The organism is Arthrobacter sp. MPF02 (assembly GCF_046605375.1).
Classification (GTDB): domain Bacteria; phylum Actinomycetota; class Actinomycetes; order Actinomycetales; family Micrococcaceae; genus Arthrobacter.
This window is the reverse complement of sequence record NZ_CP176772.1, coordinates 2,113,826-2,133,755: the sequence shown is the minus strand read 5'-3', so window position 1 is coordinate 2,133,755 and position 19,930 is coordinate 2,113,826. Positions and strand designations below refer to the sequence as shown.

Below are 19,930 nucleotides of genomic sequence, written 5' to 3'. Positions count from 1 at the left end.
CTTCTGTCAACGCCTGCGGGTTTTGACAATATGTGCCCCAATGGGTGCCGGATGTGGCGGCACGTCAGGGGCAGGAGTGTAGCTGCATATGGACAACGAACACGATTCGGCCGTTAACGAGGATGCGGCGGCCCCGGAAGCCGCTGCCGCCCCGAAGAAGGCTCCGCGGACACGGCGGAGGGCTGTTGCATCCGCGGACGACGCCGGCCCCCAGGTGGAAGCGGACGTTCCGGCAGACGAGGCCACGGCTGAGAACGTGGAGGCGGCAGCCGCCACGGCTCCGGCACGGCGGAGCCGCGCGCGGAAGAAGGTCGAAGCGGGTGAGCCCCTTCCCGCCTTCGCAGACGAGGCCGCCGTCCAGGCCGGCTCCGGCGCCGAAACCACGGCTGCTCCGGCCGCCGCCCCTGAGCCCGAAGCCAAACCCGTCCGCCGCCGTCGGGTGGCCACCCGCAAGGCCTCCGCACCCGCGGAGGAGATCGTGGCACCTGCAGCTGAAGCTCCGGAAGCCGTAGTTCCGGAAGCCGAAGCTCCGGAAGCCGCAGTTCAGCAGGCCGAAGTCCAGGAACACGAACCGCGGGAGGCGGCGGCCCCGGAGCCGGAGGCGCGCGTGGAAGCTGAAGCCGGCGGATCGCCGTCGGACGCTCCTGCCGAAACCGCCGCTGAACCCGTCCACGCCGTAGCCGCCACGGAAGAAGCCGCCGAAGAAGAAAGTGAAGACGCCGGCACTCCCGCTGCCGCACCCGGCCCCTTCGCTTCCCTCTTCATGGAGCCGGCTTCCCCCACCTCCGTGCTGTTCCAGGCGCCGGACCTGAGCACGGTGGTGCGTCCGGCCGCACCTGTCGAGGACGAGGACGATGAAGCCGACGACGCTGACGATTCCTCAAGCCGTCGCAGGCGTCGCAGCCGTGGACGCCGCGGACGGAGCCGGCTGGACGAGAAGGATGCGGAAGCGCCCACGGAGAGCGGGGACAGCGAAGAACCGGACACCGAGGGCGGACAGGACGCGCCGCTGGAAGAGGGCGTCACCTCCCGCCGCCGCCGTCGCCGCCGCCGCGGCGACCAGGACCTCGAGCTCACCGGCGGCGGGGAGGACGATCCCCCCAACACCGTGACCCGGGTCCGTGCGCCCCGCACCGTGGGCGAACAGGCCGCCAGCAACCGCGTGGCCAGCGTCAAGGGCTCCACCCGCCTCGAAGCGAAGAAGCAGCGCCGCCGTGAATCGCGGGACACCGGCCGCCGCCGTACCGTGATCACCGAGGCCGAGTTCCTGGCCCGCCGCGAGTCGGTGGACCGCCAGATGATCGTCCGGCAGCGCGACGACAGAATCCAGATCGCGGTGCTGGAGGACGGGGTCCTGGCCGAGCACTTCGTGTCCAAGACCCAGCAGGACTCCCTCATCGGCAACGTTTACCTGGGCAAGGTCCAGAACGTGCTGCCCTCCATGGAGGCCGCCTTCGTGGACATCGGACGCGGCCGTAACGCCGTCCTGTATGCGGGTGAAGTGAACTGGGAGGCCGTCAACCTCGAGGGCAAGCAGCGCCGGATCGAGAACGCCCTCAAGTCCGGCGACACCGTCCTGGTCCAGGTGACCAAGGACCCCGTAGGCCACAAGGGCGCGCGGCTGACCAGCCAGATCTCGCTGCCCGGGCGCTACCTGGTGTACGTCCCCGGCGGCTCCATGACGGGTATCTCGCGCAAGCTGCCGGACGTCGAGCGCAACCGGCTCAAGCGCATCCTCAAGGACCGCCTTCCGGAGCAAGCCGGCGTCATCGTGCGCACGGCTGCCGAAGGTGCTTCGGAGGAAGAGCTGACGCACGACATCAACCGGCTGCGGGCGCAGTGGGAGGGCATCGAGAGCCAGTCCACGTCCACCAAGGTCCTCGCCCCCGAACTGCTGTACGGCGAGCCGGACCTCACCATCAAGGTGGTCCGCGACGTCTTCAACGAGGACTTCTCCAAGCTGATCGTCTCCGGCGAAGACGCGTGGGACACCATTGAGGCCTACGTCACCTACGTGGCACCGGACCTGGTGGGACGCCTCGAGAAGTGGACCGCGGACCAGGACATCTTCGCTGCCTGGCGGATCGACGAGCAGATCCATAAGGCCTTGGAACGCAAGGTCTTCCTGCCCTCCGGCGGTTCCCTGGTGATCGACCGCACCGAGGCCATGACAGTGGTGGACGTCAACACCGGCAAGTTCACCGGCAGCGGCGGCAACCTCGAGGAAACCGTCACCAAGAACAACCTCGAAGCCGCTGAGGAAGTGGTGCGCCAGCTCCGCCTCCGCGATATCGGCGGCATCATCGTCATCGACTTCATCGACATGGTGCTGGAATCCAACCGGGACCTGGTCCTGCGCCGCCTGGTGGAATGCCTGGGCCGCGACCGTACCAAGCACCAGGTTGCCGAAGTCACCTCGCTCGGCCTGGTCCAGATGACGCGCAAGCGCATGGGTACCGGGCTCCTGGAAGTCTTCGGCGAGCAGTGCGAAGCGTGCGGCGGGCGCGGCATGGTCACCCACGACGACCCCGTGGAACACCGCCGTGCCAACATCGTGGCCGCCGAACACCACGTGCAGCGTTCCGACAACCGGCCCGAGGCGCGCGGGGAAAACCACCGCCATGAGGGCCAGCGGGCGGACAGCAGCCAGCCCGGCAGCCGGCCGGACCGCAAGCGGCGGCGCGGACGCGGCGGGCAGCAGGCCGACACTGCGCCCGCGGCAGTCCACGTCCACACGGTCCATCCGGATCCGTCGGACGCCGAGCGGCACGCGAAGGCCGAGGCCACCCGGCTCGCCCTTGCCAACATCGCTGCCGCGGCCCACGCCGCGCACCTGCACGACGACGAGGTGGCGGCGGCCAAGCAGGCAGAGTCCGTCCAGCCGCCGGCGCCGAAGGCTGGGGACAAGAACGACGCCGGCACACCGGACCGTCCCGCAGCTGTCCTGACCTTCGGCGGCGAAAAAGTTGCCCTGCCGTTCGTGGAGCACACCCAGGAGCCGCAGCCCAGGCCCGCCCTCACCCTGGACCGGCTCGCGGAGGCCTTCGCGCATTTGGGTGAGCCGGCGCAAGCCGAACCGGAACCTGCCGGGGGCGCTGCGGCCGGGGCCGGCACGGAAGAGCAGGCCGCCGGGCGGGACGAAGCCCGGCAGGCAAGGGTTGCACCACAGCCGGCCCCCGCGGCAGCCGAAAAGGACTGGCAGGACCACACGGCGGACCAGCCCCGCCAGCGGCGGCCGCGGCGCAACCGGAGCGCCAGCCGTGCCCAGGGCGCTGCCAACGCGACCACCGTCCAGCAGCATGAGAGCGTCCCCCCCGCGATTGCGGGGCACTCGCACGCAGCGAAGGCCCCCGAACCGGCTGAAGCCGGCAGGGCGTCTGACGCCAAACCCGTCGACGAGCCCATCATCCTGGGCGTAGGGGTTCCGGCCTCCGAGCTCTAGGTACCATTTCCCGGATGCCCGGTACCGCCACACACACATGGCGGTACCGGGCATCCGCCGTTAAATTCGGTTTCCGTCCCGGTACCCAGGCCGCCGCGTCACCTTTCAGGCCGGAGACGCAAAACGGCTAGGCTGGGGAACCGACACGGGGTGCCGCGCGAAGGGCCGGCTGAGATCCAAACCCGTTGAACCTGTCCGGTTAGTACCGGCGAAGGGATGTCCATTGTCCTCGACACTTGTTATGCCCGCGCAAACCCTCCAGCCCACCGGCAACCAGCCCGCAAGCGGCCGTGACGTGCCCCGCGTCCTGTCCATAGCCGGGTCCGATCCGTCCGGCGGCGCGGGAATCCAGGCCGACCTGAAAAGCATCGCCGCGCACGGCGGGTACGGCATGGCCGCCATCACCGCCCTGACAGCGCAAAACACCCGGGGCGTGTCCGCGATCCATGTCCCGCCGGCAGCGTTCCTGGCCAGCCAGCTGCACGCCATCAGCGACGACATCACCATCGACGCCGTCAAGATCGGCATGCTGGGCGATGCCGGCGTGATCGGCACGGTCCGGGAATGGCTCGAGAAGGTGCGTCCCGCCGTCGTGGTCCTGGACCCGGTCATGGTGGCAACCAGCGGTGACAGGCTGCTCGAGGAATCCGCGGAAGAGGCGCTTCGCGGGCTGCTGCCGCTCGCGGACCTCATCACCCCCAACCTCGCTGAACTGGCCATGCTCGTGGGCGGAGAGCCGCAGGCAACCTGGGAGGGGGCGCTGGAGCAGGGCAGGCAACTGGCTGCCGCTACCGGCGCCACCGTCCTGGTCAAGGGCGGCCACCTGGCCGGGGACGAATGTCCGGATGCGCTGGTGAATACCCGCGGACTGCTGGGCCGGGAGGTTGTGGAGGTACCGGGGGAGCGGGTGGCAACACGCAACAGCCATGGCACCGGGTGCTCCCTGTCGTCGGCAATGGCTACGGTCCAGGCCAGGCTGTGCGACTGGGAGGCCACCCTGCGTGCGGTTAAACCCTGGCTGGCCGGAGCCCTTCAAACGGCGGAGCGCCTGGAGGTGGGAACGGGCAACGGGCCTGTCCACCACTTCCACCACCTGCGTCCGGTTCCGCTGGCCGGAGAGTTCGCCGAGCAGCTCAGCGCCGCAACCGACGCGGACCTCGAGGCCATCTACGCCCTGGATTTCATCCGCGGACTGGCGTCGGGCAGCCTGCCGGAGAAAGAGTTCGCCTATTACCTGGCGCAGGACGCAATCTACCTCAACGGCTACTCTCGCGTCCTGGCCCGCACCAGTGCCCTCGCCCCAACGGAGGCGGAGCAGCTGTTCTGGGCCCGCTCGGCCCAGCAGTGCCTTGAGGTGGAGTCCGAACTCCACCGCTCCTGGCTGAGCACCCGGCCCGTCCGGCCTGAACTTGGCCCCGTCACCAAGGCATACGTCGACCACCTCACAGCCGCATCGGCGTCGGGCAGCTATGCCGTGCTGGCGGCGGCTGTTCTGCCCTGCTTCTGGCTCTACGCCGAAGTGGGAAAGACGCTCCACGCGCAGTTCGCTGCCGCGGGGGAACCGGCCGGGCACCCCTACGCGGACTGGCTCCGGACCTACGCCGATGAAGATTTTGCCGAAGCGACACGAAGGGCCATCGCGATCGTTGACGAGGCCGGCCGCAACGCCTCCGGGCAGGAACGGGCGGCAATGGTGACCGCCTTCAGGCAGTCCTGCCGCCTGGAAGTCGAGTTTTTCGACGCGCCGAGGCTTTACGCCTGAGCCGCCGGGACTGCGCCGTCTGTAAAATGGAAAGGCGCGGTCCCGCCGCCGGGTTGCAGTGGTTCCTACCACAAGCGCCGCGCCGGAGCCAGCCTCATTTGCGGCCGAAGACGGAATTAGCGTAGTCTAGTTCTTCGGTGCTTACGCCAACACTTGGGTTATGACCCCACGGCGTTGAGGCACAGCGGGAAACCAGCCAGTTATGAGCCGGTTCCGCACGCAAATTTAGTTAGAAACGTCGAGAGAAGTGAGTCCCCAAGTGGTGTACGCGATTGTCCGCGCAGGCGGCCGCCAAGAGAAGGTTTCCGTCGGAGACTTCGTTACCCTCAACCGCGTCGCCGGTGGCGCCGGCAGCACCATCGAGCTGCCTGCACTGCTCCTGGTAGACGGTGACAAGGTCACCTCCGCCGCCGCCGACCTGGCCAAGGTGACCGTCACGGCTGAGATCCTCCAGGACCTCCGCGGTCCCAAGGTTGTCATCCAGAAGTTCAAGAACAAGACCGGTTACAAGAAGCGCCAGGGTCACCGCCAGGAACTGACCAAGGTCAAGATCACTGGCATCAGCTGACCCCAGCGGTTACTGTCCAGGTTTTTCAACAGCTCCACAGAATTTGAAGGCAGGCATTTGAGATGGCACATAAAAAGGGCGCGAGCTCCACTCGCAACGGTCGTGACTCCAACCCGCAGTACCTCGGCGTCAAGCGCTTCGGCGGCCAGGTAGTTTCCGCCGGCGAAATCATCGTCCGCCAGCGCGGCACCCACTTCCACCCGGGCGCAGGCGTTGGCCGCGGTGGCGACGACACCCTGTTCGCACTGACCCCGGGCGCCGTTGAATTCGGTACCCGCCGCGGTCGTCGCGTCGTCAACATCGTTGCTGCTGCAGCTGCAGAGTAACAACCAGTTCTGAAGCGGTGGAGCGGGCCAGGCGGCCCGCTCCACTGTTCTTTTAACCGCATTACAATCGTTGTGGCGTCCCGCGGCGCCGGTGAAACAGCACTGAGGAGATATACGTGGCCAGCTTTGTAGACCGGGTAGTACTGCATGTATCCGGCGGTAACGGCGGCCACGGGTGCGTCTCCGTGCACCGGGAGAAGTTCAAGCCGCTCGGCGGTCCCGACGGCGGCAACGGCGGCAACGGCGGCAACGTGGTCCTCCGCGTGGACCACCAGACCACCACACTCCTCGACTACCACCACTCACCGCACCGGCACGCGAGCAATGGCGGCCCCGGCATGGGCGACTGGCGTGGCGGCAAAAACGGCGAGGACCTGGTCCTGCCGGTGCCGGAGGGCACCGTGGTCAAGTCCAAGGACGGCACGGTCCTGGCCGACCTCGTGGGTGAAGGTGCCGAGTTTGTCGCGGCTGCCGGCGGCATTGGCGGGCTGGGTAACGCTGCCCTGTCGTCCCAGAAACGCCGTGCGCCCGGTTTTGCCCTCCTGGGCATTGAAGGCGAGTCCCAGGACATCGTCCTGGAACTGAAGTCCATCGCGGACATTGCGCTGGTGGGTTTTCCCTCCGCCGGCAAGTCGAGCCTCATTGCCGCTATGTCCGCGGCCCGCCCGAAGATCGCCGACTATCCGTTCACCACGCTTGTTCCCAACCTGGGCGTGGTCCAGGCCGGCGACATTCGCTTCACCATCGCCGACGTGCCGGGACTTATCGAAGGCGCCAGCGAGGGCAAGGGACTTGGGCACCATTTCCTCCGGCACGTGGAGCGCTGCGCGGCCCTGGTCCACGTCCTGGACTGCGGAACCCTTGAATCGGACCGCGACCCCCTCTCGGACCTCGCCATTATCGAGGCCGAGCTGGAAAAATACGCCGTCGACATGAGCTACGCCGGCCAGGACGGCGAAGTGGTCCCGCTGAACCACCGCCCCCGACTGGTGGCCCTGAACAAGGTGGACCTGCCCGACGGCAAGGACATGGCGGAGTTTGTCCGCCCCGAGCTGGAGTCCCGCGGCTACCGCGTATTCGAAGTGTCCGCCACCAGCCACGAAGGCCTGCGCCAGCTGGGCTTCGCCATGGCGGAGATCGTCAAGGCAGCACGGGAGGCCGTGGCCGCGGCGCCGCCCAAGGTCAAGCCCGCTGTGCTGCGGCCGCGCGCCGTCAACGAGAGCGGGTTCAAGATCCGCCGCGAGGAAAAGAATTTGGAGCCGCTGTTCCGCGTCCTCGGTGAAAAGCCGGAGCGCTGGGTAAAGCAGACCGACTTCACCAACGAGGAAGCCATCGGCTACCTCGCCGACCGCCTGGCCAAGCTTGGCGTCGAAACCGAATTGTTCAAGCTTGGCGCCAAGCCCGGGGACACCGTTGTCATCGGCGGAGATGACGGCGTCGTCTTTGACTGGGAGCCCACCATGATGGCGGGCGCGGAGCTGCTCGGTTCCCCGCGCGGTACGGACATCCGGTTCGCCGACATCGGCGACCGGCCCACGCGCAGCCAGAAGCGCGAGGAACAGCAGGAACGGCGCGATGCGAAGGCCGCTGCCCGCGCCGAGCTCGAAGCAGAGCGGAAAGCCGGTATCTGGACGGAGTCCGTGAGCGGACGGCGTGCTGCAGGATCCGCCAAGGAAAGCGGACTGGACGGGGACGATGACTTCTAGGACCGCCGCAACGGAACTGCTGGCCGGACCGGTGGACCGAAGCGTGCTCGCCAACGCCCGCCGGGTGGTGGTCAAGGTCGGTTCGTCGTCCCTGACCAGCATCAAGGGCGGCATCTCGGAGGAATCGCTTACCGCCCTCGCCGACGCCCTGGCCGCCAAGCGGAACACGGGCACGGAAATCATCCTGGTGTCCTCCGGCGCCATCGCGGCCGGACTGGCGCCGCTGGGCCTGGCCAAGCGGCCCCGCGACCTTGCCACCCAGCAGGCTGCGGCGAGCGTTGGGCAGGGGCTGCTCATGGCAAGGTACACCCAGGCCTTCGGCGCCCACGGCGTGACGGTGAGCCAGGTGCTGCTGACCGCCGAGGACCTGATGCGCCGCAGCCAGCACACCAACGCCCTGCGCGCCATGGACCGGCTGCTGAGCCTCGGGGTGGTTCCGGTTGTCAACGAAAACGACACCGTGGCAACCCACGAGATCCGCTTCGGCGACAACGACCGGCTTGCAGCCCTGGTGGCGCACCTGGTGCGCGCGGACGCGCTGGTGCTGCTGTCCGACGTCGACTCCCTCTATGACGGCCCGCCCTCCCTTGGCGCCAAAAGGATTCCCCTCGTAACGGGCGCGCACGACCTTGACGGCGTCACCATCGGCAAAGCCGGCAAGGCCGGCGTCGGTACCGGCGGGATGCTCACCAAGGTGGAAGCCGCGGGCATGGCGGCAGGTTCGGGCATCCATGCGGTGGTGACTTCCACCCCCAACGCGGCCGCCGCGCTGAACGGGGAGGACGTGGGCACCTGGTTCACTGTCAACGGCGCCCGCAAGCCTGTCCGGCTCCTTTGGCTCGCGCACGTGGCCTCCGTCCAGGGCCGGCTGGTGCTGGACGACGGCGCAGTCCGCGCCGTGCGGCACCACCGCACGTCCCTGCTGCCGGCCGGTATCTCGGCGGTGCGGGGCGACTTTGAAGCGGGTGACGCCGTCGAGATTGCCAGTGCCGACGGTACTGTCGTTGCCCGCGGCCTGGTGAACTATTCCTCCGAGGAGCTGCCCCGGATGCTGGGCCGTTCCACCCGGGACCTGGGGGAGGAACTGGGCAGCGGCTACGACCGCGAAGTTGTTCATGTTGACGACCTGGTTCTGGTCTGACCTGCCGGCTCGCCTAAACTTGAACCATGACTGAGGCCCTGATCTCCAACTCTGCTGAAAATTCCGTAGACGCTGCCGCCGCCGGCGCACAGCCGGTCACGCCCGCAGCAGCGCCGGAATCAGCCGGGGCTGCTGCCGCGGAAGCGGACATCCAGGCCGGCGTCCACGCCATCGCGGACCGTTCGCGGCACGCCGCCCGCCGGATGGCCATGGCCAACCGTGCCTGGAAGGACCGCGCCCTGCGCGCCGTCGGCAAAGCCCTGCAGGAGAACACCCAGGCCATCCTGGCTGCCAACGCCCAGGACGTGGCCGCCGGCAGGGCCAACGGCACCTCCACCGCCCTGCTGGACCGGCTGACCCTGACCGAAGCACGCATCGCCGGACTGGTGGCCGCACTCGAAAACCTGGCAAGCCTTCCCGATCCCGTGGGCAACGTGGTCCGCGGGCAAACCCTGCCCAACGGGCTCCGCCTGCGCCAGGTCAACGTGCCCATGGGCGTGGTGGCCGCGATCTACGAAGCCCGCCCCAACGTCACCGTTGACATCGCCGGGCTGGCGCTCAAGAGCGGCAACGCCGTGATCCTCCGTGGGGGCAGCGCTGCCGAGAACACCAACGCAGTGCTGGTGCGGGTGCTGCGCGAGGCGCTGGAATCCGTGGGCCTGCCCGCGGATGCCGTGCAGACCGTAGACCAGTACGGAAGGGCAGGTGCAAACGTGCTGATGCGCGCCCGCGGCCGCGTGGACGTGCTGATTCCGCGGGGCGGACGCGACCTTATCCAGACCGTCGTCAACAACTCCGCCGTCCCCGTCATCGAGACGGGGGAGGGCAACGTCCATATCTTCATCGATGAATCCGCCGGTGAGGAGATGGCAGTGGAGATCCTTCTCAACGCCAAGACCCAGCGGCCCGGCGTCTGCAACACCGTTGAGACGCTCCTGGTGCACTCGGGTTCCACGGTGCTTCCCGCCGTCGCCACCGCTTTGGCCAAGGCAGGCGTCCGGCTGCACGCGGACGAACGCATCCGCGCCGCGCTTCCCGCCGGCATTGAGTCCGAGCCTGCCACCGACAAGGACTGGGGGACGGAATACATGGACCTTGACCTGGCCGTGGCCATGGTGGACAGCCTGGACGAGGCCGTCAAGCACATCCGCACCTGGTCCACCGGACACACCGAAGCCATCCTCACCAACAACCTGTCCAACGCCGAACGCTTCATTACCGAGGTGGACTCCGCAGCGGTCATCGTCAACGCGTCCACCCGGTTTACCGACGGCGGTGAACTGGGCCTGGGCGCGGAGGTGGGCATCTCCACGCAGAAGCTGCACGCCCGCGGGCCCATGGGCCTGACCGAACTGACCACCACCAAGTGGATCGTGCAGGGCGAAGGCCAGGTCCGCGCGTAGCGACGCGGTAACATAGACCAGACGCCAGAAGGCTGCGGAAACTTCCGCTGCCTCCAAACCTTGAACCCTAGGGGAGAACATGCTGTTCCAGCAGATCGCCACAACCGTCGCCGAAGGCGGAGAACACGAACTCGCGCCGCTGTGGGCTGAGCCGTGGGTCTTCGGTGTGGTGATGTTCGCCATCCTGCTGGTCCTGATGTTCGTCACGCTGTCTTACACCAACCTGGGCAACCGCCACGCTCCCACTGAAGAGCACGCGGATCCGCACCGCCAGCACCCGAACAAGCACGATCACGGGCAGGGCCACTAACATTTCCCGCGTTCTACGCCACAACGGTTCCAACCGCAGGCTGCGCCTGGGCGTGATGGGCGGGACGTTCGATCCCATCCATCACGGCCACCTGGTCGCCGCCAGCGAGGTGGCTGCCGAATTCGACCTGGATGAGGTGGTGTTCGTCCCCACCGGCCAGCCGTGGCAGAAGTCCCACAAGAAGGTCAGTGAGCCCGAACACCGGTACCTGATGACGGTTATCGCCACCGCTTCCAACCCGCGGTTCACGGTGAGCCGCGTAGACGTCGACCGGCCCGGGCCCACCTACACGATCGACACCCTGCGCGACTTGCGGGCACAGCGCCCTGATGCGGACCTGTTCTTCATCACCGGCGCGGACGCACTGGCCCAGATCCTGTCCTGGAAGGACATTGACGAGCTGTGGTCCCTGGCCCATTTTGTCGGCGTGACCCGTCCCGGTCATGTCCTCGACGGCATGGGACGGGACGACGTCAGCCTGCTCGAGGTGCCGGCCATGGCGATCTCCTCCACGGACTGCCGGACGCGCGTGGCCGCGAACAATCCCGTCTGGTACCTGGTGCCGGACGGGGTGGTGCAGTACATCGCCAAGTACGGCCTCTACGCCCAGCCCGCGGGCGGGAACGGGCCGTCCTCAGAAGCACGCGAACCAGCCAGTACTGAATGAGTCCTCAATGAGCCAGGAACAGCCCCCTATCCTTAGCCGTCGGGAACTCCGCAAGGCAAGGGACGCCCAGCAGGCGGCCCCGCCCGCGGACCGTCCTCCCGCAGTCCCTGCCGCCGGCAAGCCTGAGGCCGCCGGCGCGGCCGAAAGCACCCATACCCAGCGGTCCTCCCAGATCCGTGCCAGGGACCGCGCTGCGCTGCGCACCATCAAGGAACTTGAGGAAAAAGAGGGGCAGCTCGCCGGAGGTGGTCCGCCCACCCGGCGCCAGTTGCGGCTGCAGCAGCTGAAGGAACAGGCCCTGACGGCAGCCAACCCTGTCGTGGCGCCGGCTTCCGGGCCTGCAGCCGGACAGCCCGCTGCTCCTGCAGGAGGCAACGCGTCCGGTCAACGGGCGGCTGGTGACTCCCGCGAGCCCCAGGCCAAGGCGCCGGCAGCAGAGAAGAAGCCGGCAGCAGGCCCAGGCGCCGGTCCGCAGGGCATGACTGTTGAACAGGCCCTGGCGGCCCGCGCACTCATCGCCGAGCAGGCCAAGAACCAGCTCGCCAAGATGGAGCACATCGCGTCCCTGGACCCCGAGGCCGTCGACCCCGACATCCTCGCGGAACAGATCGCCCTCGCCGAACGCGCAGCGGTGATGAACCGGCGCGCCATTGCGAAACAAAAGCTTGCCGAACAGGCCGGTACGCCGGTGGCTCCGGCAAAGGATCCGGCCGCAAGGGATGCAACCGGCAGGGCGCCGGCAGCCAGGGACCGTCCGTCACCGTCCACTGCGGACAATCTGGCGATGGTCACCCCGCTGGAGTTCGTGCAGGTGCCCGGCGTTGACCGGCCGGTGATGAAGCCGCCGGCAACCTCGCATGTTCCTGTGACCACGCGCCCGGGTTCGAAGGTCAAGCCCGGTTCGAAGGTCCAGCCGGGTTCGAAGGTCCATTCGGGGGCGGCGAAGCGGCGCCCTGCGAGCCGTTCCAACACGGCCACGCCCGAGGCCGCGTCGGGCCGCTCCCAGGTCATCGCCAGGGCGGAGGCCGCCGCGCGCGCAGCCACCCGCCCCAAACCCGTCGTCTTTCCGGAGAACCAGCACGAGGACCTCATCGAGGACCTGCCCCGGATCCCGGCAAGCTCGGCTTACGGCCTTGATCCGCTCGACGCCGCCACCGCAGGGCTGGCACGGGCAAAGCGGAACCGCATCCTGCAGATCTGCGTCCTGCTCTTCGGCATTGTCGCGCTGGTCTCAGGCATTCTCCTGATTGTCAGCGGCATCTCCGGCTAACCGGCCGGCACCAAAACTTTTCACACCACCAAGGAGTCCCATTGTCTGCATCAGACACTTCCATCGCCATAGCCCGCACTGCCGCCAAGGCAGCGGCGGACAAGATCGCCCAGGACATTGTGGCCCTCGACGTGAGCGACCGGCTGGCACTGGCCGACGTCTTCCTCATCGCCTCCGCCCCGAGCGAACGCCAGGTGAACGCCATCGTGGACGGCATCGAGGAAGAGCTCGCCAAGAAAGACCTTCGGCCCGTGCGCCGCGAAGGCCGTTCGGGTGGCCGCTGGGTACTGCTGGATTACTCGGACATTGTCATCCACGTCCAGCACGAGGAGGATCGGGTCTTCTACGCCCTTGAGCGCCTCTGGAAGGACTGCCCGGTTGTTGACCTGCAGCTCGGCGACGACGCATCCGCAAAGGCCGCTGCAGCTTCCGACACCGAATAATCCGGCACGAACACGCGGAATATTCCCGATTTGGAATTTTCGGAAGCGCTGTTCTAAGATATTTGAGTTGCTCCGGGGAGGTCCGGAAGGGAAACTCCCAGGAGCAGCAGGAATTGGGGCTGTGGCGCAGCTGGTAGCGCACCTGCATGGCATGCAGGGGGTCAGGGGTTCGAGTCCCCTCAGCTCCACCGGAACATCCGGTGGAATCACAAGATTCTGCGGAAGTGGTCCGCACCAACAATGTATGGGGCTGTGGCGCAGCTGGTAGCGCACCTGCATGGCATGCAGGGGGTCAGGGGTTCGAGTCCCCTCAGCTCCACCAAACATGGAAGAGGAACCATCCGGCTACGGATGGTTCCTCTTTCCTTTATCCCGGGCCTTCAGAGCCAGCCGGTACGTCGCAGGGGCGGCTCGTTTCCACCCGGACGCCGTACCAGGACCTGGTTGACACCGGTCAGGTTGTTCTCGAAACCCAGCGCACTTGAGGCCATATACAGCCGCCACACCCGCGCCCGGCCGGGGCTGGTCAGTTCAACGGCCCGGTCCCAGTTCTCTTCCAGCCGCCGGACCCATGCCCGCAGGGTCAGGGCGTAGTGCCGGCGCAGCGCCTCGACGTCCAATACCTCGAACCCTGCCGACTCAAGCGCAGTCACCATCTCGCCCAGGCTGATCATCTCGCCGTCGGGGAAGACGTATCGCGGGATGAAGGAGTCCGGGTCGGAGCTGGCAGGCCCGGCGTTCCACGAGATGGCGTGGTTGAGCAGCCTGCCGCCGGGACGCAGGAGTGCAAACAGTGCCGCGGCGTATCCGGGTGTTTGCGCCCGCCCCACATGTTCGGACATGCCGATTGAACTGATGGCATCGAAGGGCCCGTCGCGGACATCCCGGTAGTCCTGCACCCGGATGTCCACCTTGTCCGTCAGCCCGGCGTCCGCAGCACGCTTCCGCGCCAGGATGGCCTGCTCCGAGGAAAGGGTCACTCCCACCACGCTGGCGCCATACCTGCCGGCCGCGTGAAGGGCCAAGCTGCCCCAGCCGCAGCCCACGTCCAGCACGCGCATTCCGGGTTCCAGGCCCAGCTTCCGGCACACGAGGTCCAACTTTGCTTCCTGGGCGGCATCGAGTCCGGCCGCAATCGTTCCGCCGTCGCCGGCAGCCAGCATCCCGTCGCTGTCCCCGGGCCAAAGGGCGCAGGAGTAGACCATCGAGGATCCGAGCACCAGGGCGTAGAAGTCGTTGCCGACGTCGTAATGGTGCGAGATGGCGGCTGAGTCCCGGCGGCGGGAGTGCAGCCTGCCCTTACGGTGGATGCGCCTGACCTCCTCCGGCGGGGCTGCAGGATTGGGCCCCACGGCTCCGAGCCGGATGGCCGTACCCACCAGGGCCAAAAGCTTAGCGGCTGTGGGCGGCCGGAAAGGCCCCGGCCGGGCAAACTTGCCGGCGGAACTCAACGCGGCAAAGGCTTCGAAAACGTCACCCGGGGTGTCGATGTCACCGGCCACATAGGCGCGGCTCAGGCCGAGCTGGCCGGGGGACCAGAGCATCCGGCGCAGGGCGCGGCGTGACCGGAACTCCACCACCGGTGCGTCCTCCGGTCCGGCCTCGGAACCGTCCCAGGCCCGGAGGCGCAGTGGTATTCCCTCAGTGTCCAGGATGATTGCCAAGGCCTTCGCGAGCCTGGCAGCGGCGGTGCGGTTTCCCATGCGCCAACCCTAAGGCCGGAACATCCCGCCCGACTATCATGGGGGAGTGGATTCAGCCCGGACCGGTGTGGTGGTGATAGGTGCGGGTCAGGCCGGACTTTCGGCTGCCTACCATCTTCAGCGGCGCGGCCTTGCCTTCGAAGTCTTCGACGCCGAGCAAGGCCCCGGCGGTGCATGGCGGCACCGGTGGAAGAGCCTGCGGATGGCCACCGTCAACGGCATCAGCGATCTCCCCGGCATCGCGAAACCCGCCGTGGACCCGCGCGAATCGAGTTCCGAGTTCCTCACCAGGTATTTCCGGGACTACGAGGAGGAATTGGGACTGTCCGTCCGCCGTCCCGTTAAGGTGCATGCCGTCAGCCGGGAGGACAGCAACCCTGCCGGCATGCTGAGGATCTCCACGTCTGCCGGAGACTGGACCGCACGGGCCGTGGTCAACGCCACCGGCACCTGGACACGTCCGTTCTGGCCCATCTATCCGGGCCAGTCCACCTTCCGTGGCCGGCAGCTCCACGTCGCCAACTACGTCGCCGCCGAAGAATTCATCGGCGAGCACGTCATTGTTGTGGGCGGCGGGATCTCGGCCGTTGGGCTGCTGGATGAAATATCGCAGGTGACCACCACCAGCTGGTTCACCCGGCGGGAACCAGTTTGGCGCGATACGGAGTTCGACATGCAGGCCGGCCATGACGCCGTCGCGCTGGTGGAGGAACGAGTCCGGAAGGGCCTGCCGCCACAAAGCGTGGTGTCCGTGACCGGACTGATTTGGACGCCTGCCCTGCGTGCGGCTGCGGCCCGCGGTGCCCTCGACCGGCAGCCGATGTTCACCGCCATCGAACCCGACGGTGTCCGTCTCGCCGGCGGGAACTTCCTCAAGGCGGACGTCATCCTCTGGGCGACGGGTTTCCGTGCCGAGCTCGAACACCTGGCGCCGCTTCACCTGCGCGGGCCAGGCGGGGGAATCACCATGGACGGGACGCAGGTCGGGGGCGAACCGCGGATCCACCTGGTGGGCTACGGCCCTTCCTCGTCAACCATCGGCGCGAACCGGGCCGGCCGCGCCGCGGTGGCCGCCATCCTGAAACTGCCCGGCATCGCAGTCCCCGCTGACCCGGTAACGTGGGGCTGAGCCCCGGGACCAGCAGAACCGGGCAAGCATTGGAAGAAGGCGGCAGGCAGCAGGTGGCAGAAAACAGTCTCGACGATGTCTTCCGGGTGCTCAGGCGGCGGCCCGACGTGGAAGCCCCCAACCTCCAGGCCTGGGATGCCACGGATCGGCTGCTCCTGGATACCGCGGCAGGCATGGTGCCGTCCGGCAGCACGGTGGCAGTTATCGGTGACCGCTACGGCGCCCTCACACTGGGCGCGCTGGAAGCGCTCGGACCTGCGGCCGTACGCGTGCACCAGGACCTCATCACAGGGGAGCGGGCCCTTCGCCTCAACGCGGACCTTTGGGTTGCCAGGGACGGGAACGACGGCGGCGCGGCCAGGGTGCCGGCCTTCGAGCAGTTGCCGCTCGGCCGAGGTCTGCTCGCCGGCGCGGATGTCATCCTCCTGCAGCTGCCAAAGACCCTGGCCGAGCTGGAGGAGATTGCCGCCGCCATCGCCAGGCACGCTCCCGAACGCATAACAGTGCTTGCCGGCGGCCGGATGAAGCACATGTCCCTGGGCATGAATGCAGTCCTTGAGCGGTACTTCCAGTCGGTCCAGCCGCAGCTGGCCCGCCAGAAGTCGCGGATCATCCTTGCCACCGGCCCGAGGGTAAGCCCTGGGCCGGACCGCTTTCCCGTCATCGAACATCTCGCCGAACTGGACCTGGAAGTCGCGGCCCACGGGGCGGTCTTCGCCGGCCCCAGACTGGATATCGGCACCAGGTACCTGCTGACCTTCCTGCCCGCGATGAAGGCCGCCCGGCACGCCATCGACCTGGGCTGCGGCACCGGGATCCTCGCCGCCATGTACGCGCGGCGTTCGCCGGGCTCGTCGGTGACGGCCACGGACCAGTCCGCCGCCGCCGTCGCGTCGGCAGCAGCCACCGCCCGCCTGAACGGGCTGGACGCCCGCATCACGGTCCTGCAGGACGACGCGCTTAGCACCGCTGAAACCGGCAGCGCGGACCTGGTCCTGCTCAACCCGCCGTTCCATGTTGGCGCGGGCGTCCACGCAGGCGCAGGGCTGAAAATGATCGAAGCCGCCCGAAGGGTGCTGGCTCCGGCGGGCGAGCTGTGGACAGTCTTCAACAGCCACCTGCCGTACCTGCCGGCCCTGCAGCGGCAGGTCGGTCCAACCGCGGTGGAGGGCCAAAACCCCAAATTCCTGGTGACACGGAGCATCAAACGCGATGTCCGGTAAAGGTATGCGCAAGCCTCGCCGCGCCGGCGCCGTGCCCTATGGGTCTGCGCGCGGGCGTAACGTAGCATTCAAGCAGCACCACAACCACGTGGCCGAAGAAGTTTAGGGGACACCGTGACCGAGATCCGCCAAACCTCAACGAGGCGCGGAACCAACCTGCCCAGGATGGGCGACTTCAACCTCACAGTGATCCTCGATGCGATCCGCCGGACCTCCGGCGGGCTGAGCCGTGTGGAACTGGCACAGATCGTGGGCCTGTCGCCGCAGACCATCTCGAACATCTCCCGCCGCCTCCTCGACCAGAACCTCATCGTCGAAGCCGGCAAGGAAGGCAGCGGTCCCGGCAAACCACGCACCATCCTCCGGCTCAACCCCGGCGGAATGTACGCCCTGGGGGTCCATCTCGATCCCGCCGTCAGCACCTTCGTGGTCCTGGACCTGGTGGGAGCCGTGGTGCACCACTCGAGGATCAGGACACCTGGAGGGAATGATCCTTCCACCGTCATCAGGACGATCGCCGGCGAGATCAACCAGCTGGTGGCCGATTCCGGCGTGGACCGGGAGAGGATCGCAGGCCTTGGCGTCGCCGCCCCCGGTCCCATCGACCTGGACAACGGAACCGTGGTGGATCCGCCGCTGCTCCCGGGCTGGGACCGGGTGGAACTGCGCAACGCGCTGTCCGACGCCACCGGCTATTCGGTCCTCGTGGACAAGGACGTCACCAGCGCCGCCGTCGCCGAGACCTGGGCCGGCGGGCCCAGCGGCGCCGGCAGCTTCGTGTTCATGTACATGGGCACCGGCATCGGTTGCGGCATCGTGCTCAACGACGAGGTGGTGCGGGGGACGTCCGGCAATGCCGGGGAGATCGGCCACATCGTTGTGGACCCGGACGGGCCGCCGTGCGACTGCGGGCTGCGCGGCTGCGTGAAATCATCCTGCATTCCCCAGGTCCTCGTGGCCGAAGCCGAGGCGGCGGGCATCCTGGACGGCTCCCGTTCCGGAAACAGCGGCGCCGAAATCCAGCAAAGCTTCGCCCGGCTCTGCGAGCTGGCGGACCAGGGGGATGACCGGGCCGCCGCCATCATCGACAAGTCGGCCGTGCTGGTTGCCCGGGCGGTTTCGGTGGTCACCAACACCCTGGATGTGGAGCGTGTGGTCTTCGGCGGGCCCTTCTGGAGCGGAATGGCCGAGCGGTTCCTGCGGAAGGTGCCGGCGCTGCTGGACGCTCACAGCGCGGCCCGGCTGATCCATCCCATCGAAGTGGTGGGCACCGGCGTCGGCGAAGACGTGGGTGCCATCGGTGCCGCGTCGCTGGTCCTGGAACACACCCTTGCCCCACGAGCGCAGCGGCTCCTGCTGGAGACCTGACCGGCGCGCCGGCCGGGTGCCTTGCCTGCAACACGGTGCCCATCTAGCATGTGCATATTGCCGCGGCTGGGGCCCGCTGACAACGGGGTCCGCAGCCTTGTACCGAATGGAGCATCATGCGCCGGGCCCTGAAGACACTGTCCCTGATCGCTTCCGCGGTGCTAGTCCTGTCGGCGTGCTCTCCCGGCACCCCTGACGAGGGGACAAAAACGCTCAAGGTGGTTTACCAGAAGACCGATTCATTCACCGTCCTGGACACCATGTTCCAGGCCGCAAAACAGGAGTTCGAAGCAGCCAACCAGGGCGTCACCGTTGAGCTGCAGCCCATCCAGGGCAACGATGACGACTACGGCACCAAGCTGGCCCTCGCCCTGCGCTCGCCTTCCACTGCGCCCGACGTGTTCTACGAGGACACGTTCAAGGTGCGCTCCGACGTCGACGCCGGCTACCTCTTGAAGCTTGACCCCCACCTGGAAGGCTGGGCGGACTGGGAGAAATACGACGACGCCGCGAAGGCGGCCGGAAAAGCGGACGACGGCGGCACGTACGCGGTGCCGCTGGGCACCGACACCCGGGCCATTTGGTACAACAAGAAGGTCCTGGCCGCCGCCGGCGTCAGCGACCCCTGGCAGCCGCGCAGCTGGCAGGACATCCTCGACACGGCCAGGAAAATCAAGGCCAACGACCCGTCGGTCATCCCGTTCAACATGTACGCGGGCAAGGGTACGGGGGAAGGGACCGTCATGCAGGGGTTTTACGAGCTCCTGTACGGCACCGGATCCAGCCTCTACGACGAGGAATCGAAGAAGTGGGTGGTAGGCTCCGCCGGTTTCCAGGATTCCCTGGCCTTCCTCAAGACTCTCTACGACGAGCGGCTCGCCGTGACCCCGGCCGAGGCGCTGGACGCGAACGTCTGGAAGAAGGTGTTCGGTGAATGGTTCCCTAACGGGAAACTGGGCGCCACCGTGGAAGGCTCATACGCGCCGTCGTTCTGGCAGGAGGGCGGCAACTACGCGTGGCCGGCCTACGAACAGGAGATGGGCGTTGCCCCGTTCCCGACGCAGAACGGCGAGGCTCCCGGTGCAGTAAGCATGTCCGGCGGCTGGACCCTTGCGGTGGGCGCGGAAACCAAAGATCCGGACCTGGCATTCAAGTTCCTCACCACGGCGTTGAACGAGAAAAACTCCCTCGCCTTCACCGTGGAAAGCTCACAGATCGCCGTCCGCTCGGATGTGGCCGACGACCCCGGCTACCAGGGCGCCAACCCCTTCGTGAAGGCTGTCTCGGAGCTTGTTTCCGTGACCCGCTACCGCCCGGCAACCTCCGATTATCCCCGCATCTCCGCCGCCGTGCAGGAGGCGACCGAAGCGGTGATTACCGGGAGCCGCACGCCGGAGGAGGCCGCCGTCGACTACGACGCGGCCGTCACGGACATTGTGGGTGCCGACAAGACCATCCGGAAATAACCG

General features: G+C 67.5%; 16 protein-coding genes, 2 tRNA genes and 1 riboswitch. Of the genes, 17 read left to right on the top strand and 1 reads right to left on the bottom strand.

Annotated elements, in window-relative coordinates:
• Window positions 1-88 precede the first annotated feature (88 nt).
• The 13 genes from ACLH0K_RS10040 to ACLH0K_RS09980 all read left to right on the top strand — a co-directional run bounded on the left by ACLH0K_RS10040 (window position 89) and on the right by ACLH0K_RS09980 (window position 13,360).
• Complete coding sequence (locus ACLH0K_RS10040; protein ID WP_411373479.1) at window positions 89-3,442, top strand: Rne/Rng family ribonuclease; 3,354 nt, start codon at window positions 89-91, stop codon at window positions 3,440-3,442.
• Between the two features lie 136 nt (window positions 3,443-3,578).
• Window positions 3,579-3,676: riboswitch (TPP riboswitch) on the top strand.
• A gap of 7 nt (window positions 3,677-3,683) precedes the next feature.
• Entirely contained in the window at window positions 3,684-5,204 is a 1,521-nt protein-coding gene (gene thiD / locus ACLH0K_RS10035) for a bifunctional hydroxymethylpyrimidine kinase/phosphomethylpyrimidine kinase (protein WP_411373478.1), read from the top strand.
• Between the two features lie 259 nt (window positions 5,205-5,463).
• On the top strand, window positions 5,464-5,772 hold the full coding sequence (gene rplU, locus ACLH0K_RS10030; RefSeq protein WP_138136076.1) for a 50S ribosomal protein L21: 309 nt from the start codon (window positions 5,464-5,466) through the stop codon (window positions 5,770-5,772).
• 62 nt (window positions 5,773-5,834) lie between these two features.
• A complete protein-coding gene (gene rpmA / locus ACLH0K_RS10025) occupies window positions 5,835-6,098 on the top strand; it encodes a 50S ribosomal protein L27 (protein ID WP_138135619.1) in 264 nt (87 codons plus the stop codon).
• A gap of 116 nt (window positions 6,099-6,214) precedes the next feature.
• A complete protein-coding gene (obgE, locus tag ACLH0K_RS10020) occupies window positions 6,215-7,804 on the top strand; it encodes a GTPase ObgE (protein WP_411373477.1) in 1,590 nt (529 codons plus the stop codon).
• Window positions 7,794-8,945, top strand: a complete 1,152-nt coding sequence (proB, locus tag ACLH0K_RS10015; RefSeq protein WP_411373476.1) for a glutamate 5-kinase — start codon at window positions 7,794-7,796, stop codon at window positions 8,943-8,945. The genes obgE and proB overlap by 11 nt, the downstream gene beginning before the upstream one ends.
• A 26-nt stretch (window positions 8,946-8,971) precedes the next feature.
• Window positions 8,972-10,348, top strand: a complete 1,377-nt coding sequence (locus ACLH0K_RS10010) for a glutamate-5-semialdehyde dehydrogenase (RefSeq protein ID WP_411373475.1) — start codon at window positions 8,972-8,974, stop codon at window positions 10,346-10,348.
• A 79-nt stretch (window positions 10,349-10,427) separates the two neighbouring features.
• Entirely contained in the window at window positions 10,428-10,658 is a 231-nt protein-coding gene (locus ACLH0K_RS10005; RefSeq protein ID WP_411373474.1) for a hypothetical protein, read from the top strand.
• A 55-nt stretch (window positions 10,659-10,713) separates the two neighbouring features.
• Window positions 10,714-11,325 (top strand): nicotinate-nucleotide adenylyltransferase, encoded by a 612-nt coding sequence (gene nadD / locus ACLH0K_RS10000; RefSeq protein WP_411373473.1) that lies wholly within the window; start codon window positions 10,714-10,716, stop codon window positions 11,323-11,325.
• 7 nt (window positions 11,326-11,332) lie between these two features.
• Window positions 11,333-12,595 (top strand): hypothetical protein, encoded by a 1,263-nt coding sequence (locus tag ACLH0K_RS09995; RefSeq protein WP_411373472.1) that lies wholly within the window; start codon window positions 11,333-11,335, stop codon window positions 12,593-12,595.
• Window positions 12,596-12,636: 41 nt separating this feature from the next.
• Window positions 12,637-13,038 (top strand): ribosome silencing factor, encoded by a 402-nt coding sequence (rsfS, locus tag ACLH0K_RS09990; protein ID WP_411373471.1) that lies wholly within the window; start codon window positions 12,637-12,639, stop codon window positions 13,036-13,038.
• Window positions 13,039-13,153: 115 nt separating this feature from the next.
• Window positions 13,154-13,226 (top strand) — tRNA-Ala (locus ACLH0K_RS09985).
• Window positions 13,227-13,284: 58 nt separating this feature from the next.
• A tRNA-Ala gene (locus ACLH0K_RS09980) sits at window positions 13,285-13,360 on the top strand.
• A 58-nt stretch (window positions 13,361-13,418) separates the two neighbouring features.
• On the opposite strand, the gene ACLH0K_RS09975 is transcribed toward ACLH0K_RS09980, so the two are convergent.
• Entirely contained in the window at window positions 13,419-14,741 is a 1,323-nt protein-coding gene (locus ACLH0K_RS09975) for a class I SAM-dependent methyltransferase (RefSeq protein WP_411373470.1), read from the bottom strand.
• A gap of 46 nt (window positions 14,742-14,787) precedes the next feature.
• On the opposite strand from ACLH0K_RS09975, the gene ACLH0K_RS09970 reads away from it, so the two are divergent.
• The 4 genes from ACLH0K_RS09970 to ACLH0K_RS09955 all read left to right on the top strand — a co-directional run bounded on the left by ACLH0K_RS09970 (window position 14,788) and on the right by ACLH0K_RS09955 (window position 19,927).
• On the top strand, window positions 14,788-15,870 hold the full coding sequence (locus tag ACLH0K_RS09970) for an FAD-dependent oxidoreductase (RefSeq protein WP_411373469.1): 1,083 nt from the start codon (window positions 14,788-14,790) through the stop codon (window positions 15,868-15,870).
• Window positions 15,871-15,923: 53 nt separating this feature from the next.
• Window positions 15,924-17,093, top strand: coding sequence for a class I SAM-dependent methyltransferase (locus ACLH0K_RS09965; protein WP_411373468.1), 1,170 nt, complete (start codon window positions 15,924-15,926; stop codon window positions 17,091-17,093).
• A gap of 165 nt (window positions 17,094-17,258) precedes the next feature.
• Window positions 17,259-18,461 (top strand): ROK family transcriptional regulator, encoded by a 1,203-nt coding sequence (locus ACLH0K_RS09960; RefSeq protein ID WP_411376456.1) that lies wholly within the window; start codon window positions 17,259-17,261, stop codon window positions 18,459-18,461.
• Window positions 18,462-18,577: 116 nt separating this feature from the next.
• Window positions 18,578-19,927, top strand: coding sequence for an extracellular solute-binding protein (locus ACLH0K_RS09955; RefSeq protein ID WP_411373467.1), 1,350 nt, complete (start codon window positions 18,578-18,580; stop codon window positions 19,925-19,927).
• Window positions 19,928-19,930: the final 3 nt, after the last annotated feature.

What these genes read in the sequence shown, in the direction of transcription:
- ACLH0K_RS10005 (WP_411373474.1), top strand. Translation starts at nt 10,428, where the DNA reads ATGCTGTTCCAGCAGATCGCCACAACCGTCGCCGAAGGCGGAGAACAC.
- ACLH0K_RS09995 (WP_411373472.1), top strand. Translation starts at nt 11,333, where the DNA reads ATGAGCCAGGAACAGCCCCCTATCCTTAGCCGTCGGGAACTCCGCAAG.
- ACLH0K_RS09975 (WP_411373470.1), bottom strand. Translation starts at nt 14,741, where the DNA reads ATGGGAAACCGCACCGCCGCTGCCAGGCTCGCGAAGGCCTTGGCAATC.
- ACLH0K_RS09960 (WP_411376456.1), top strand. Translation starts at nt 17,259, where the DNA reads ATGGGCGACTTCAACCTCACAGTGATCCTCGATGCGATCCGCCGGACC.
- ACLH0K_RS09955 (WP_411373467.1), top strand. Translation starts at nt 18,578, where the DNA reads ATGCGCCGGGCCCTGAAGACACTGTCCCTGATCGCTTCCGCGGTGCTA.
- nadD (WP_411373473.1), top strand. Translation starts at nt 10,714, where the DNA reads ATGGGCGGGACGTTCGATCCCATCCATCACGGCCACCTGGTCGCCGCC.
- ACLH0K_RS10010 (WP_411373475.1), top strand. Translation starts at nt 8,972, where the DNA reads ATGACTGAGGCCCTGATCTCCAACTCTGCTGAAAATTCCGTAGACGCT.
- ACLH0K_RS10040 (WP_411373479.1), top strand. Translation starts at nt 89, where the DNA reads ATGGACAACGAACACGATTCGGCCGTTAACGAGGATGCGGCGGCCCCG.
- thiD (WP_411373478.1), top strand. Translation starts at nt 3,684, where the DNA reads ATGCCCGCGCAAACCCTCCAGCCCACCGGCAACCAGCCCGCAAGCGGC.
- rpmA (WP_138135619.1), top strand. Translation starts at nt 5,835, where the DNA reads ATGGCACATAAAAAGGGCGCGAGCTCCACTCGCAACGGTCGTGACTCC.
- proB (WP_411373476.1), top strand. Translation starts at nt 7,794, where the DNA reads ATGACTTCTAGGACCGCCGCAACGGAACTGCTGGCCGGACCGGTGGAC.